The organism is Chryseobacterium sp. P1-3 (genome assembly GCF_000738495.1).
Classification (GTDB): domain Bacteria; phylum Bacteroidota; class Bacteroidia; order Flavobacteriales; family Weeksellaceae; genus Chryseobacterium; species Chryseobacterium gallinarum.
In genome coordinates this window covers 1-14,522 of the sequence record NZ_JPEQ01000021.1, presented here as the reverse complement: position 1 = coordinate 14,522, position 14,522 = coordinate 1, and the positions used below count along the sequence as shown (strand labels likewise).

General features: G+C 36.2%; 13 protein-coding genes and 1 rRNA gene. 9 read left to right on the top strand and 5 right to left on the bottom strand.

The genetic code is table 11. The annotated features are described in order from the left end of the window. Positions 1 to 68: 68 nt before the first annotated feature. The 9 genes from rrf to HX13_RS20245 all read left to right on the top strand — a co-directional run bounded on the left by rrf (position 69) and on the right by HX13_RS20245 (position 7,232). Positions 69 to 176 (top strand): 5S ribosomal RNA (rrf, locus tag HX13_RS20270). A 700-nt stretch (positions 177 to 876) separates the two neighbouring features. Next, complete coding sequence (locus HX13_RS25070; RefSeq protein WP_238555564.1) at positions 877 to 1,047, top strand: hypothetical protein; 171 nt, start codon at positions 877 to 879, stop codon at positions 1,045 to 1,047. A gap of 85 nt (positions 1,048 to 1,132) precedes the next feature. Continuing rightward, positions 1,133 to 1,528: a hypothetical protein gene (locus tag HX13_RS25065; RefSeq protein WP_238555563.1), complete on the top strand. Its 396-nt coding sequence runs from the start codon at positions 1,133 to 1,135 to the stop codon at positions 1,526 to 1,528. Positions 1,529 to 1,663: 135 nt separating this feature from the next. Continuing rightward, positions 1,664 to 2,047, top strand: a complete 384-nt coding sequence (locus HX13_RS25060; protein ID WP_238555562.1) for a T9SS type A sorting domain-containing protein — start codon at positions 1,664 to 1,666, stop codon at positions 2,045 to 2,047. A 174-nt stretch (positions 2,048 to 2,221) separates the two neighbouring features. Continuing rightward, entirely contained in the window at positions 2,222 to 4,873 is a 2,652-nt protein-coding gene (locus tag HX13_RS20260; protein ID WP_050022553.1) for a 4-alpha-glucanotransferase, read from the top strand. A 139-nt stretch (positions 4,874 to 5,012) separates the two neighbouring features. After that, a complete protein-coding gene (locus HX13_RS25055) occupies positions 5,013 to 5,435 on the top strand; it encodes a hypothetical protein (RefSeq protein WP_238555561.1) in 423 nt (140 codons plus the stop codon). A gap of 89 nt (positions 5,436 to 5,524) precedes the next feature. Then, positions 5,525 to 5,971 (top strand): hypothetical protein, encoded by a 447-nt coding sequence (locus tag HX13_RS25050; RefSeq protein WP_238555560.1) that lies wholly within the window; start codon positions 5,525 to 5,527, stop codon positions 5,969 to 5,971. 177 nt (positions 5,972 to 6,148) lie between these two features. Next, positions 6,149 to 6,595: a hypothetical protein gene (locus HX13_RS20250; protein WP_050022552.1), complete on the top strand. Its 447-nt coding sequence runs from the start codon at positions 6,149 to 6,151 to the stop codon at positions 6,593 to 6,595. A gap of 127 nt (positions 6,596 to 6,722) precedes the next feature. Beyond that, positions 6,723 to 7,232, top strand: coding sequence for a ferritin (locus HX13_RS20245; protein ID WP_050022554.1), 510 nt, complete (start codon positions 6,723 to 6,725; stop codon positions 7,230 to 7,232). Between the two features lie 69 nt (positions 7,233 to 7,301). Here the strand turns inward: HX13_RS20245 and HX13_RS20240 are convergent, their stop codons facing one another. From HX13_RS20240 to HX13_RS20215, 5 genes are all read right to left on the bottom strand, one after another. Continuing rightward, positions 7,302 to 8,609: an MFS transporter gene (locus HX13_RS20240; RefSeq protein WP_050022551.1), complete on the bottom strand. Its 1,308-nt coding sequence runs from the start codon at positions 8,607 to 8,609 to the stop codon at positions 7,302 to 7,304. A gap of 185 nt (positions 8,610 to 8,794) precedes the next feature. Further along, positions 8,795 to 9,043, bottom strand: coding sequence for a hypothetical protein (locus HX13_RS20235; RefSeq protein WP_050022550.1), 249 nt, complete (start codon positions 9,041 to 9,043; stop codon positions 8,795 to 8,797). A gap of 226 nt (positions 9,044 to 9,269) precedes the next feature. Then, a complete protein-coding gene (locus tag HX13_RS22305; protein ID WP_128572533.1) occupies positions 9,270 to 9,788 on the bottom strand; it encodes a hypothetical protein in 519 nt (172 codons plus the stop codon). 329 nt (positions 9,789 to 10,117) lie between these two features. After that, positions 10,118 to 10,951 carry an N-acetylmuramidase domain-containing protein gene (locus tag HX13_RS20220; RefSeq protein WP_050022547.1) on the bottom strand — a complete coding sequence of 278 codons (834 nt, stop codon included), beginning with the start codon at positions 10,949 to 10,951 and terminating at the stop codon, positions 10,118 to 10,120. Between the two features lie 169 nt (positions 10,952 to 11,120). Next, complete coding sequence (locus tag HX13_RS20215) at positions 11,121 to 14,438, bottom strand: PAAR-like protein (protein ID WP_050022546.1); 3,318 nt, start codon at positions 14,436 to 14,438, stop codon at positions 11,121 to 11,123. Between the last annotated feature and the right edge of the window lie 84 nt (positions 14,439 to 14,522).

Here is a 14,522-nt window from a genome sequence, read left to right as displayed (position 1 = left end):
TAAGCAGTTAGCGATTGGCAAAAAAGCCAAAAGCCAGCAGCAAATAGCCAGATGCTATATACCTTCTTTAGGGTGGTTTTAGCGGTGGGGCTCACCTGTTCCCATTCCGAACACAGAAGTTAAGCCCACCAGCGCCGATGGTACTGCTAACGCGGGAGAGTAGGCCGCCGCCAGTTTTTTATTTTATTTTTAAAAGTCTCATACAGTAATGTGTGAGACTTTTTTTTGTTATAGACCCATCCCATCTATATTATATCTATCCCACGCCTATGTACCTGGAACTATCCCTGCACTTATACAGGGTGAAGAGTGAGAAACAGATAACAGATAATAGATAATAGATAATAGATTCCGGATAGTAAATATGTTTTGGCTAAAGCCTGTGGAATTTTATGGTTTTTATTGAGCACGGGCTAAAGCCCGTGGCTATTGAATAGCTGTGCTCATCATATCTTCTTCTAAATATTAAAACAGATCCCTATTTCCTTGATCTTTCTCCAAACAAATCTCCACATTCCTCTGAGTCAATCCGTGTAATCCGTGGTGAAATAAAATAGCAATGCTTTTTCCATTATGGGTTTATCACTAATGGCGGGCTAAAGCCCGTGACTATTGAACACTGATATTTTTCATTGGTAAAGCAGTAAATTTTATTTAACAACGGAAGTACTATTGCCAACTACTTTATTCTTCATGAATAATTTGGTTGTTTAGTTCCTTAAACCAGAATTTGTTGATTATAATAGTTACTCCAATTTTTATTGTTTATTTACCAATGTCTATTTGGGTTTTGTTATAAATATGATTATGAAGTTTTATTTTTAATTTAAAAAATATGTAACTTAGTCATACTAAACAATCAAAAATATACTTATTATGAAAAAATGTTTATTCCCTTTGTTTTTGTTGTTATTAGGCATAGATGCCAGAGCACAACAGGATTTTTTTGCTATTTCAGGGAAGGATACCCCCAGTATTAACTTCAATGATTTTCGTGTAATAGATGGATTGAGAGGAACTTCAGGAGAAAAAAATTTTTGGCGCTGATTCCTCTTCAAAAGTATTCTCACAATCCAGGAATACTATTATTGCTGAAGATAAAAATTCCTATAATCATTCTCAGTCATTAACAATGGCAGCGTTGGCTTATGATTCTTCGAATAATAGCCTTGTATATATGCCTATGTTTTCTTCTAATATCTATATTCTGAATCCCAAAACCAAGGAAATCAGTTTAGTAGAAAACACTGTAGCCAGAGTATCATCATGTGATATTAATTCCCATATTACAAGAATGGCAGCTGGTTATGATGGTAATATTTATGCAATGAATAATGCCGGAACACAGATTTTACAGATTAGTAAAAAAGGAAGCCAATATGTTGTTAATGACCTTGGAATTGTAAAGGATGATGTTTCTAATGGTAAGAATTCATTTACAGCTATGGAAACCGGATTTGGGGGGGATATGGTAGCTGATGCTGATAATAATTTTTTATGTTTTTGCTGCTTCCGGAAATGTATTTAAAGTATCAGTAAAAGAATTGAAAGCCAAATTTTTAGGAAAAATAGCTGGTATTCCTGATAATTATTCAGTAAACGGATCGGCTGTGAATGCGAAAGGCAACGTTTGTAATTGCAAGTGCAAAAGGAGCTCCTTTGTATGAGGTGGACCTTGAAAATTTACAAGCAAAAACAACTTCCGGATGGTGAACAGTTGCATATTTATGATTTAGCTAGTAGATATTTTGTAAATAACAGGACTGCTTCAACAGCTACCTTGGCTGATCTTGAAATTTATCCGACAAGAGTTGATGAGCATTACATTAATGTACACATCAATAACAAAAATGTAAAAGGTAATCTTCAACTTACTATTTTTGATATGTCGGGTAAAAATGTGATAAATCATAATATGTCTGTGAAGTCAGGAATCCTGGATCAGAAAGTAGAATTAAAGAGCCTCACCAATGGAGCTTATATTGTAAGTATAGCGGATGAATCCGGAAAAGTGATTCTCAATAAAAAGATTCTTGTAACCGAGTAGAGATAATATAAAAATTATGTTCTGATTAAGAATAACTAAACAGTAAAGAAACGATTTTTATTTTCAATACAACAAAACCTTCCCTGCTTATCCGGGAAGGTTTTTTAATGATTATTTGATATTCAATAAGTTTTATTTTTCGATATTAAAATGTAATTTTATAAAAAAATATAGATGAAGTTATACTTTAATGTAGGATATATTGTAAAAGCAGGAGAACGTCTGGAACTGGTTATTGAAGACGGGGAAACTGCTGTTCACATCCATACTATGTTTTGTGCAGATAACGGACAATGGAAATGCGAAGCAGACTATTTCTCGAAATCTATTTCATATAAATACCGTGTTGTAGATGATAAGTCTATTGTTTTAAGAGAAGAATTTGTTCTGCATCATCTTCATTTTCCACACAATTATAAAGAGTTTGTTATTTTTGACGAATGGAATAATAAAAATTTTCCGGAGAATTATTTAAATAATAAAATACTTTATAATAAACTGAATGGCTTTATCCCTGAGAAAATAACGATCCTAAAAAAGCATACTCATTTATTCAGGTTAGAGGCTCCTGTATATCATCCGGACTGGAAAATCGTACTGATCGGAAGTACACCTTCTCTAGGGGGCTGGAGCTATGAAAAAGCAATTCACTTATCTCAGACGGATTTTGGAGTTTGGGAGGCCTCTGTTCAGATTCCGGAAAACGAATTCATTCAATTCAAATATTGCATTTATGATACCGATAAGAACAGGGTTATTGATGTAGAAACAGGAGAAAATCGTTTTACAGTGGCCAATCCGTTAGCTGACGTTCTTCAAATTGTTTCCAACCATTATTTCAGGTTTAAGGCGTATCAAATGTATCATGATGCAGGAGTAGCTGTTCCTGTTTTTTCTTTAAGGAGTAAAGACGGGTTTGGAGTAGGTGAGTTTACTGATCTTAAAAAATTAGCTGATTGGGCAAAAAATACCCATTTAGGTATTATTCAGATATTGCCTGTTAATGATACTACAGCTAATTATACCTGGACAGATTCCTATCCTTATGCGGCTGTATCAGTATATGCCTTACATCCGCAATATATTTCACTGGAAAAGCTTGATTTTCCTCTACCTAAAGAATTAGTTGAAGAGTACCAGGCTGAAAAAGAAGCTTTAAATGCTCTTGACCTCATTGATTATGAAAAGATGATTGCTGGCAAATGGAAATATTTAAAAGCAATATTTAACACTGAAAAGGATAAAATCTATAAAGACAGGGGCTTTAAGCGATTCATAAAAGATAATGATACATGGCTGATACCCTATGCCGCATTTTGTGTTTTAAGGGATAAATATAAAACTCCGAATTTTAACGATTGGAAAACCCATAAAAAATATATTGCAGGAAAAATTTTACAATTCTTTAGCAGTAAAAGTAAAGATTATGATATTGCGATGCTGCATGCATGGGTACAATATCAGCTTCATTTACAGTTAAAAGATGCAGTGGATTATACTCATCATCTTGGTATTTCTTTAAAAGGCGACCTTCCCATCGGAATTTACAGATATTCTGTTGAAGCTTGGACAGAGCCTGAGTTGTTCGGGATGGATTTCCAGGCAGGAGCACCGCCGGATCAGTTTACAGAGCTTGGCCAGAACTGGGAATTTCCAACATATAATTGGGAAGCGATGAAGGAAGATAATTATCAATGGTGGAAAAACCGCTTCAAGGCATTGGAACAGTATTTTGATGCCATGAGGATTGATCATATTTTAGGCTTCTTCAGAATCTGGAGAATGCCAATTTCTGCTGTACAAGGGATATTAGGATACTTTTATCCGGCTGTACCTATTGTTTTGGATGAATTTAAGGCCTGGCATCTTCCATTTGACTTTGACAGGTATTGTAAACCTTTTATCAACAACCAGATTTTATGGGAGTATTTTGGAGAAGAGAGCGGTAAGGTTCTTGAGTTTATGGATAATAACCAGGATGGAACTTATACCTTTAAGGAACAATTTGATACTCAAAGAAAACTGGCAGACTTCTTTAAAAAGAATCCGCTTGGAGCACTTGAAGAAAAACTGATTTCACTGTGTGCCAATGTTTTATTTTTGACAGAAGAAAGAAATGGAGTCACAGTATACCATCCAAGGTTTAATGTGTATAATACGGAATCCTATAAATACCTTTCGGAATGGGAGCAAAAGATTATCTATGATCTATACCATGATTATTTCTTTAGGAGGCAGGATCATCTGTGGTATGAAAAGGCAATGGAAAAACTTCCCGTTATTCTGAATGCTACAAAAATGCTGATATGTGGAGAAGACCTGGGAATGGTTCCGGCATGTGTACCCGTTGTCATGGATGAACTGGCTATTATTGCTCTTAAAGTTCAAAGGATGCCTGCTGAAAATATTCCGTTTTACAATCCTAAGGAAGCTGGTTATATGAATGTAGTCACTGCTTCTTCTCATGATAGTTCAACCTTAAGACAGTGGTGGAAAGAAGATCCTGTCTTAACACAGAAATATTTTAATCAGCAGCTTATTCAGTATGGTAAGGCCCCTGAAGAACTTACTCCCCATCTGGCAGAGATTATTATGAAGCAGCATCTCTATAATGATGCCATGTTGGCTATATTTCCGATTCAGGAATTTCTGGCAACAGACGCAGAACTCAGAAATGAGAACATAGAGAATGAAAGAATCAATGATCCGGCTGTTTTCCCGCATTACTGGCGATATAGAATGCACCTTGGGCTTGAAGAGTTAAAAGAAAAACAAACCTTTAATGAAAAAATAGGCAACTGGATAAAAGATAGCGGCAGAGTGTAAATTTACATATTGATTATCAGTTGTTTATGTATAATTTAAAAGAAGTTTAATCTTTGGATTTAACTTCTTTTTTGTATTTGAATCAAAAAGATAGAATTGAGATATTCTGCTATATATTAACCAATTAACAACTATAGGGATGAAAAAAATATTTTTAGGATTAGCTTTGGGTTTAGGCATTTTGGTGTCTGCTCAGCAATATCCGAATAATGGTTGGGATGATGACGGTTATTATCAGAATGGAGGCTATTATAGCGATGAAGATGACAGGAATTATTTCCCCGATGATTATTATTACAATTATCCTGATGATTATTATCCAAGTGATTACTACCAGAGTTACTATAATGACTACAGAAACAGCATCGTTAATATTGACTGGAATGGTTTCTTTATACAAAACAGATTAAATCGCTGGCAGGTTGATCAGATTATCAGACTGAATAATTTATATGCAAGTTTTACAGCATGGAATAATTTTTACCGATATAATCCTGACAGATGGTATTACGACCGTTTCTACGCTTTGGAGAGAATTTTTAGGGCCAAGGGTTTTTTGTAGTTTTTCAAAATAACTACTATCGCGGAGCCAGTCCGGTTATTTATTTCCAGAATTACAGAAGGACATATTATGTACCAAGATACGCGGTAATGCCAAGATATAGAAATGTAAATATCAATATTTACAGGGTAGACAGAGCAAGATTCCGCAGAATGGACAATCCTACTTTTAATGTTATCAGACGGGATAACGGCGGATTTAGAGGTTCGGCAACAAATGGCAGTAATTCAGGAGGATTCCGTGATAATGCAGGTACTAGAAATAACTCAGGAGGCTTCAGGGATAATTCCGAGCACAACAGAGGTTTCAGGAATAACTCTGAAGGAGGGTTCAGAGGAAACTCTGATCATAATGGAGGTTTCAGAAATGGTGGCTTCAGAGGAAACAATGAAGTAAGAAGAGAAGCTCCCAGAAGAAACGATAATAATGGCTTCAGAGGAAACAGCGGAGGATTCAGACAAAAATCAGAAGGTGCTCCCAAACATGAAGGCCGCGGAAATAGCGGTGGTTTTAGAGGAAATTTTGTGAAAAATTAATTTTCATATATTATATTTAAGTGGTGTGAAGGACAGGTTTTTATAATCTGTCCTTTTTTTTTGTTTTCATTGATTATTTTTTATTAAAATTTAACAATATTTGTGAATTTATTAATTTAACCTTGATTTTAATTACTAATCAAAAAGACATATAACAATTAAATTAAATTTTTAAAGATGAAAAAATTAGTTTTAGCAATAGCATTTATAGGAATGGGAGGTTTTGCAATGGCACAACAGACAACTCCTCAGGATAAGGAAGCGAGAAGAGCTGAAATGCAACAAAAGATGCAACAAAAAGAGCAGGAACGTTTGGCTCAAATGCAAAAAGACCTTAACCTGAACCAATCCCAGGTTGCCCAGATAAAAGCACTTCATGATAAAAGAAAAGCAGAAATGAAGGCTGAATTTGAAAAAAATAAAGAATTCAGACAGGCTAAAATGGAAGAAATGAAGGCTAAAAGAGCGCAAATGGATGCTGATATGAAGAAAATTCTTACTCCCCAGCAATATGATAAATGGCAGGCAGACAGGAATGCTAAAATGGAGCAGAGAAAAATGGCAGTAAAGGAAAGGAGGATGATGAAAAAAACTATGAATACCGGTACTCCTGAAGCAAAATAACTCATAGTAATTTTAATTTTTTAATGTGAGAAGGATGGATGTTTTTTCCATCCTTTTTGTATTAATTTCTTGTAATGCTTTTGATTTGGGCTTTTATTCCTTATTTTTGAATATAAATTTAATACTTATGGTTAGCGAAAAAATTGCAAAATTAATTAACGAACAAATAGCACACGAACAATACGCCGCTCAATATTATCTTTCAATGTCTGCATGGTTTTCGGGAAAAGATCTGGATGGGATTGCCAATTATTTCAGAGTGCAAAGCAAAGAAGAACTGATGCATGCTGATAAGATGTTTGATTACCTGAATGATGTTGGGGGAGAAATTATCATCGGGCAAATTCCAAAACCGCCACACGAATTCGAAAATGCTACGGATATTTTCGAGAAAGCTCTGGCACATGAAAAAATAGTAACCAAAAGTATTTTCAATATTGTGAAGAATGCTAATGAAGAAGGAGATTTTGCAACAACATCTTTCTTACAGTGGTTCATCAATGAGCAGGTGGAAGAAGAGGCGAGTGCATCTCAGTATGTAACAAAGATTAAAATGGTTTGTGATAATCCTTCTGCCTTATATCTTTTCGATCAGGAATTATCCCAAAGAGTTTTTACTCCTGATACTACCGCTTAAAACTTACAATGTTTTTTAAAAATATAAAGCCGCTACTATCAAATAGCGGCTTTTTTACATCCTAATCCGTTATAAGGCCTTTCTACTGCTGTTTTTATTTTTTAAAGCAGAACGTAGTCCCAAGTAGCATCCTAATGCGGCAAGAAACAGAACGTAAAACAATATTCCTTTGGGATATTCTTTTGCCATCAGAACAATAATAATTGGAGTGATGCCTCCAAAGATCGCCTGTCCCAGATTGTATGAAAAGGAAATCCCTGAAATCCTTACGGCAGGAGGAAACCGGTGAACCATAATATAAGGAATGCATCCTAAAATTCCTCCTGCAAATAAGCCTGTTATTGCATATAAAATCGAAATACCTTCCGGTTGCATATTGATAAGCTTTTGTAAAAAGAACCAGCTACAGATTCCGAAACAAATGCTCCAGAAGATCAACATTTTTCCTGCTTCCTTTTTATCACACCATATACCTCCCAGTACAGCTCCTAAGCTAATGGTAATCAGAGTATAGCTTTGCATTGTAATGGCATCTTTCCTGGGAATATTGAAAAAATCACTCATCAGATTAGGAATCATTAAGGTAAGCAATATGGAGCACCCTGTAAAAATCCAGGTCAGCAGAAGAGAAATACTAATATCAGGGAGGTGGGATTGAAAGATTTTCTGAAGGGGAATTTTTTCACTTAAGGTTTTCTTTTCTTTCATTTCAATAAAAACAGGCGTTTCTTTAAGATATCTTCTGAGGAAAATGGTGATGATTCCAAATGCTCCACCTAGGATGAAGGGGTATCTCCAGGCTCCGTTAAATATATCTTCCGGAGAGAAAACTGTATTAATATAAAGAGTTATTGCCGAGCCTAATAAAACGCCTAACGAAAGGCTTGCCGTAATCATTGAATCTGCTAATCCTATTCTGTTCTTCGGGACATGCTCAGCTACAAAAACCCACGCAGCAGGAATTTCTCCTCCTATAGCAAAGCCTTGCAGAATTCTTACCAGGAGCAGAAGTACAGGCGCCAGATAGCCAATCTGGTTATAAGTTGGCAACAAGCCTATCGCCAGGGTAGGAAATACCATGAGAACAATGGATAAAAAAAACATTTTTTTTCTTCCAAAAAGATCTCCGAAATGGGCCATTATCATGCCTCCTATTGGCCTTACAAGAAAACCGACAGCAAATGTACCGTATGTATTGATAGACGCCCAGAAGGAATCCAGGGTAGGTGGGAAGAAATGTTCTCCAATGATTTTGGCAAAAAAAATAAAAACGACAAAGTCATAAAATTCCAGCATTCCTCCAAAAGCAGAAAGGACCAGAGTCCTGATATCTTGTGTATTCAAAGGTCTTGATTGGGTAAAGCCAGGGTTTTTCATATGAATTGATATATTGTAATCTAAAGGTATATAAAATTACAATACGCCATAATGTTTGATCAATGTCCCAAAAGCAGATGTACTTTATTTTTTTAAATAGAATCTTTAAAAGGAGTAATGGTTTACAATTATAGAGAGGACAATGTCACAATTATCCTGTAAAAGTCTCTTTTTATGTATTTTATTTATTTTTCAATCGTGTTGTTTTTCTTTAGGAAAGTTCCGTTTATAATTTTTCCCTTCTCATCAATTTTTAAACTTTTCAAAGGCAACAGCAGTTTGTGTATTCCCTTTGTATTTTCGATGGAAAAATCCGGTAATATTTTAAATGTTACTGGATTTTCGTCACCAATGGAGCCTATTTCTTTGTAATCAATAATGTTATTATTTTGAGTAGTAATTAAAATAAAATAGTCTGAATCACCTCTGGACATATCAACACTAAATATTGAAAATGCTGATATTTACTTTAGTATTCTTCTGCGATGAAATTTCCTCCTTTTTACAGGATAATATCATAATGAGGGATAAGAGGCAAAATAATATTCTGAATTTATCGCAGCATTGAAATACCATAATTATTTTGTTTTTAAGAAGCTTCCATTTGGGGAAATATTATATTCTTCTGTCTTTTTTAAAACATTCTTATATTCAACCCTGTCAAATTTTTTTGAGGATAATAGCGTAGTTTTTATCTATTGAAAATGTTGTTAACTCTCTTTTGTCAGATTCAGGATAGCCATCATCAGCATAGCCTACTTTTAAGGAATCAATTATTTTTCCGTTCTTACCAATGGTAAATAATGTATAGAATACATCATCAGAATTATCATTTTTGGCTAGGGTTATATTAATATCTCCATATTTTTCCAGGGATAATTTGCTGTTATAATTGCCCAAAGAGTTATCTGTCTCCCATTCGAATTTGTCGAGATCTTCCTGTTGAACGGGTAGAGATACTTGTTTGGAATGGTTGTTAAGTTTGAGAAGGATATCATCATTAAAGTTACTTAAGTTAAGAGAACCAAAATCTTCAGGAGTATAAATCTTATGCTGTTCTTCTATTCCTTCTGATGTTTGTTTGGTTGTCAGAATATCTATTTTTTCTAAAAAAAATATCCTTGGATTTGAAGGTAAATGAATAGACTCTATCTTCCAGTACCAGATCAAATCCAGCATCAGTCGCTTTTAAATTAATATAGGGATCACCTGACTGAGCGCCACATGTAGAACAGGCAATGATTTTATTATTTGAACTTATTGTTTTGTATGTATTTTGGTTATTCAGCTGCACGGCAATTGTTCTGTTGGCCGATGGTGTTTTTTCAGAAATAATAACCTTGTCAGGCTGACCATCTTTATTGATATCAACAAGTAAGGAGTCTATAACTTTTTCTTGCTTGTCAGGTTCCTTTGTAATTGTTGTTTGGCTTTGCAGATCCTTTTTACAAGCTAATAATGATACACTCAATATCATCGAGATGAAAAAAAGTTTCATTTTCATTTTATTATTTATCATTTTCTTTTTTATATTCATTATAGTAGGTTTCAATATTAGAAGCATAGTCAGGATTCTTTTGTTTCCATTTGCTACCGTTATATTTAGAGGCAATATCTTCCCAATTTTTATTTTTCATAGCAGTTATCATTCCGTTGGTATTTTCAATGTATCCAACAAAAAAGTAAAACTGCTGAATTTCACAAAGGTTTACAGCTTTTTCCATTTCTTCAGGTGAACTAAAGGCTACCGCATAGTTGAAGCCCATTACTTGAAATTTACCCCAGCTACATGCTTTTAAAGCTGTTGTATTATCAATTTTTTTAGCTTTATCTAGTTTTTCGTACTGCTCGGAATATTTACCATAGCCTCCGGACAGGTCATTCACAATTGATGGATCATCTTTTTTTAATTTTTCAAGTTCAGCTTTTGTCTTGTTTAAATCTTTTTCCAGATATTCCCACATTTTGTGTCTTTCAAACAGAATAGTGGCTTGTCCTTCTTTCCAGAAACTTTCCCTCTTAGATTCCTGTTTTGCAATAGCCTGAATCATTGCTAATTCAATACCTAATCTATCTGCTTCTTTTTTATAAATATCATTAGTGATAGAGCTGCCTTTGCCTGTACATGCCGTTTTCACTTTACCTTGTTTAAAGCACATACATTCTCCTGCCTTTGGATTAGAATTGCTATTAGTGCTTAATCCTCCGCCCATACAACTACACATATCTTTTAATCCTAATTCATTGGCAAGTTGAATCAAGCTTTTTCCTGTAAGTGAGTCTTGAGTTTTAGTAAAAAATTTATCATCTAGATAAGCATTATCAAATTCACGTACATCCATATGGATCCAGCTCCAAGTTTGTCCATTTCCTAATCCAAACGGCTCTAAAGAAAAATTATTATTTCCATTAACCCAATTATATTTACTGTCTAAATATTTTGTATAAAATTTGTCACGAATATCTCTTAGAACAGGTAGATTTTCTTCTTTTTTTCCTCCGACTAGTTTATTATTTTTTTAAAAACTGTATATCTACAGCTTTTCCCATATGGTTAGTAGTTGTTCTACCAGCATATTTATTGTGTTCCCAACATCTGTATCCTGCAGTAATACTAGAATATTTATATTCATTTTGTGTACTTAAATAATATTTCAAGGCGCTTACTCCCCATAATAAACTTCTATGCATTCCAGGCCTTTCATATTTATGATATTTTTCAACATGGTTTTTATTTGAATATTGATCTTTATATTGACCTTTTCCAAATCCTGAGCATTTGTTTGCAATACTCTTTATTCCATTACATAAACATGTATAATCTGATATTTTTTCAGCCCATTTCGTTGTAAAGTCATCAATTGCTTTGAGTACATTTCCACAGACTTTTCCTGTTTCCGGAACTTTCATATAATCCCGTTGGAATTGTTTTACCATTTTTTCTGTTCTGTCCGTAAACTCATCTGTTGGAACATTTCCTCCAAATCCAGCTAAGCGGATATTGATTTCTCTGATCAATTCGCTCTTAGGGCTTCCTTTTTTAATACAGAATTTACCACCACAATTAGACCCACTTATTGGTTGATCCCCCACCTTCACTGCACCTTTATTTTCCACTATTTTAACCAAGGTACTGCCTTTTCTCAGCTTAGCGGTTGCCATAGAATAATCACCATCTGCATCGTATAAAACTTTTCCGTCCTGGTTCTTTTCTTTTACGATGGCATAAACGGTCAATAAATTTACTTTATTTTTTATACCGTTCCATATAATTTTTTGTTTGATGATGCCATTCTGATCAGCTTTAACATTGGCCTGCTGTAATAGAAGAGGGTCTCTCCCCAGTACGGAATCCCTTATTTCCAGGAACAGGCTTTCATCAGGCTTTATTCCCCGGCTGTTGGCGTAGAAATAACTGATCTCATCATAATCTACTACCGTATGTTTTTCGCTGCCGTCTTCACTGCCTAACTTGGCATTAAAGATTTCTTTTTTGTCCTGGACATCCAGTTTATATGTTTTAGGGAATGGCAATCCTTCCCCAATAGCGACAACATCAGGCGCTGAAATTTTGGCATAGATCAATCCCTGGCTTCCCGCCTTATTTTTCATGTCAGCATCTAAGGTTACCGGAATCAGCCCTCCGTCATAAGCTTTGATGGTAATGGTTTTTACAGGGTCATCCTGTACCGTGTCACTATCCCAGAGAACAATAGTTAACTTCTCATTCTCAAGACCCTGGTGATCAATGCGGATATTTACTTTCTGTCCCCAGCCCGCTTTGTCTATTTTACTTCCGTTGCTGTCTGTAAACTGGATATCATTAATTATGGGCTGTACTACATTTATGGTTTGGGTGGAACCTTTCCCTTTTATTCTGCTGGTAATGGTTAATGTCCCGGGCTTTTTAGGCGTAAAGTTGATGGACTTTCCGGTAACGGCATTGGAAAACCCTTGCCAGTGTACGGTTTCATTAGGAAGAAGGTCCGAAAATATCATTTTATCAACAGTGGCGGTCATAGGTTTACCCACTTTTGGAGTACCGCTGACGGTAAAGCTTACCACATCATTTTCCTTCACCTCAAAATGCCAGTCATCATCTTCTTTTTTAGCGTTTTTTCCGGTAGCATTGGCCACCATGCTGTACGCTTCTACAACATGTTTTCCTGGAGTAACACGTGATCCCGGAATGGTAATGCTTTTCCCATTCCCGATCAGTACACCGTCCAGGTTCCATTTAATGTCTGAAGATTCCCCCGGGGTCAGGCCAAAAGGAGAGTTGTCATCTCCAAACTTATATTTCATTTTGGTAACACTGAACGACATAGAGGTTCCGGGCCTTACAACTTCCGCACCATGGCTGATGCCTAAAACTGCATTGCCTTCACTTTCCCCGGACATCTTTTTTTCTATGGCTTCACCATTTTCATTGATATAACGGGCCAGGATTGTGTATTTAGCCTTGGTGTTCTGAGGGGTAAAGGTAAGGGTGTCTCCATTGATATGAACACCTTCTGTAATGGCATTTCCACTTCCGTCAAATACCGCCAGCGTCAGCCTGGATTTCTCCTCTTCCGTAAGATCAGGGATCAAAAACTTAGCCCTGAAAACCGAAGGAACACCCCTTCTGAATTTCCTGTTTTTAGAAGGATCGATACGGGTGGTAAAATCTCCGGAGGTGGATTCCAGCTCAAGCAGGGTGTTTTCTACTACCTCAACGTCAATGGAGCAGGAAGGATCACATTTGTCATATTTCCCTTTTTCAAATTCAGGGGTTTTAGGTTTTCCGTATCCTTCAATCCTGAATTTTCCCAATCCTTCGAAACTCTGGGAAAATTCTGTCCCGATTTGTTCTCTTAAAAAGATTCTATTCTCTTTCTTACCCTGGTGGTCACTGTAAACCACCCATGAGGTGAGCTGTTGGTTCCCGCTTTTCAGGTTTGCTTTGAAAGAAGCTTCTTCATCTTTACGCAAGTACACAACCCCACTTTTATTTTTGGAATCTATTGCTTTAAAGGTAATCCTGTTTTCTATCTGGGTTAAGGCAATAGAAGTTACAGAAGGATATTCCTCCTTTTTCTTAGGCATATCTACTGCCGGGTTAACCATAGCGAGTTCCGCCGGGTTGGTATTGTCTGCATGGGCATTGCTCACGGAGTCCGTCTGTCCATGTTTGAATATGGTGATTTTCCCCCCGGTCATACAGGGAAGTTCTGATATTTCAGTGAGCGTATTTTTTCCTAATACCCGGGTGCTGTCATAGGTTTTATTCCATTTTGGAGCCGGGGCAACCGCACAGGGAAGATAGCCTCCCGGGGATGGCTTCAGGGTACATTTTCCAAAAGTGGCTGCAGGAGGGTTGAATGTTTTATCTTCTTCGGTTGCCGCCAGTTTTCCCTGTTGATCGTTCAAAACAATAACGGAATGGGTGGTTACCTGTAGGTCCGCTGTTTGTTTTGGGTTTTCGGCTTTATCACAAACACATTTGGCGCCATGCACCACAAAGTATTTTCCGTCGTGGTCGCTTTTGGAAGCCTGTTCGTTTTTCTTTTGCTCTTCTTCTTTCTTCTTTTCCTCTTCCTGTTTCTGCTCTGCTGTTTTTTGTTCTTCTTCGGGATCAGGAGGTGGTGTTTCACCATTAAGGGCGTAAACCTCGTCAGGCGGAGGGGTCATCAGGGAAAACCCTGTATAGGGAGTATTGCCAACCTTCGTTCCGGAATTGGCATTATGATAATCTTTGAGTTTCGTCCAGTCTTTGATACCCAGTTTCCTGGCGATATCCTGCAGCGTTTCTCCGCTCTGAACCGTATATGGGATGGGTGCTGACATATTCTTATTTTGTTTCTATGGTGATTGTTTGCAGGTAATAAAATTTATCCTCTGCTTCTATACAGACACTGACTTCTGCTTCTT

What these genes read in the sequence shown, in the direction of transcription:
- HX13_RS25070 (WP_238555564.1), top strand. Translation starts at nt 877, where the DNA reads ATGAAAAAATGTTTATTCCCTTTGTTTTTGTTGTTATTAGGCATAGAT.
- HX13_RS25065 (WP_238555563.1), top strand. Translation starts at nt 1,133, where the DNA reads ATGGCAGCGTTGGCTTATGATTCTTCGAATAATAGCCTTGTATATATG.
- HX13_RS25060 (WP_238555562.1), top strand. Translation starts at nt 1,664, where the DNA reads ATGAGGTGGACCTTGAAAATTTACAAGCAAAAACAACTTCCGGATGGT.
- HX13_RS20260 (WP_050022553.1), top strand. Translation starts at nt 2,222, where the DNA reads ATGAAGTTATACTTTAATGTAGGATATATTGTAAAAGCAGGAGAACGT.
- HX13_RS25055 (WP_238555561.1), top strand. Translation starts at nt 5,013, where the DNA reads ATGAAAAAAATATTTTTAGGATTAGCTTTGGGTTTAGGCATTTTGGTG.
- HX13_RS25050 (WP_238555560.1), top strand. Translation starts at nt 5,525, where the DNA reads ATGCCAAGATATAGAAATGTAAATATCAATATTTACAGGGTAGACAGA.
- HX13_RS20250 (WP_050022552.1), top strand. Translation starts at nt 6,149, where the DNA reads ATGAAAAAATTAGTTTTAGCAATAGCATTTATAGGAATGGGAGGTTTT.
- HX13_RS20245 (WP_050022554.1), top strand. Translation starts at nt 6,723, where the DNA reads ATGGTTAGCGAAAAAATTGCAAAATTAATTAACGAACAAATAGCACAC.
- HX13_RS20240 (WP_050022551.1), bottom strand. Translation starts at nt 8,609, where the DNA reads ATGAAAAACCCTGGCTTTACCCAATCAAGACCTTTGAATACACAAGAT.
- HX13_RS20235 (WP_050022550.1), bottom strand. Translation starts at nt 9,043, where the DNA reads ATGTCCAGAGGTGATTCAGACTATTTTATTTTAATTACTACTCAAAAT.
- HX13_RS22305 (WP_128572533.1), bottom strand. Translation starts at nt 9,788, where the DNA reads ATGCTGGATTTGATCTGGTACTGGAAGATAGAGTCTATTCATTTACCT.
- HX13_RS20220 (WP_050022547.1), bottom strand. Translation starts at nt 10,951, where the DNA reads ATGGATGTACGTGAATTTGATAATGCTTATCTAGATGATAAATTTTTT.
- HX13_RS20215 (WP_050022546.1), bottom strand. Translation starts at nt 14,438, where the DNA reads ATGTCAGCACCCATCCCATATACGGTTCAGAGCGGAGAAACGCTGCAG.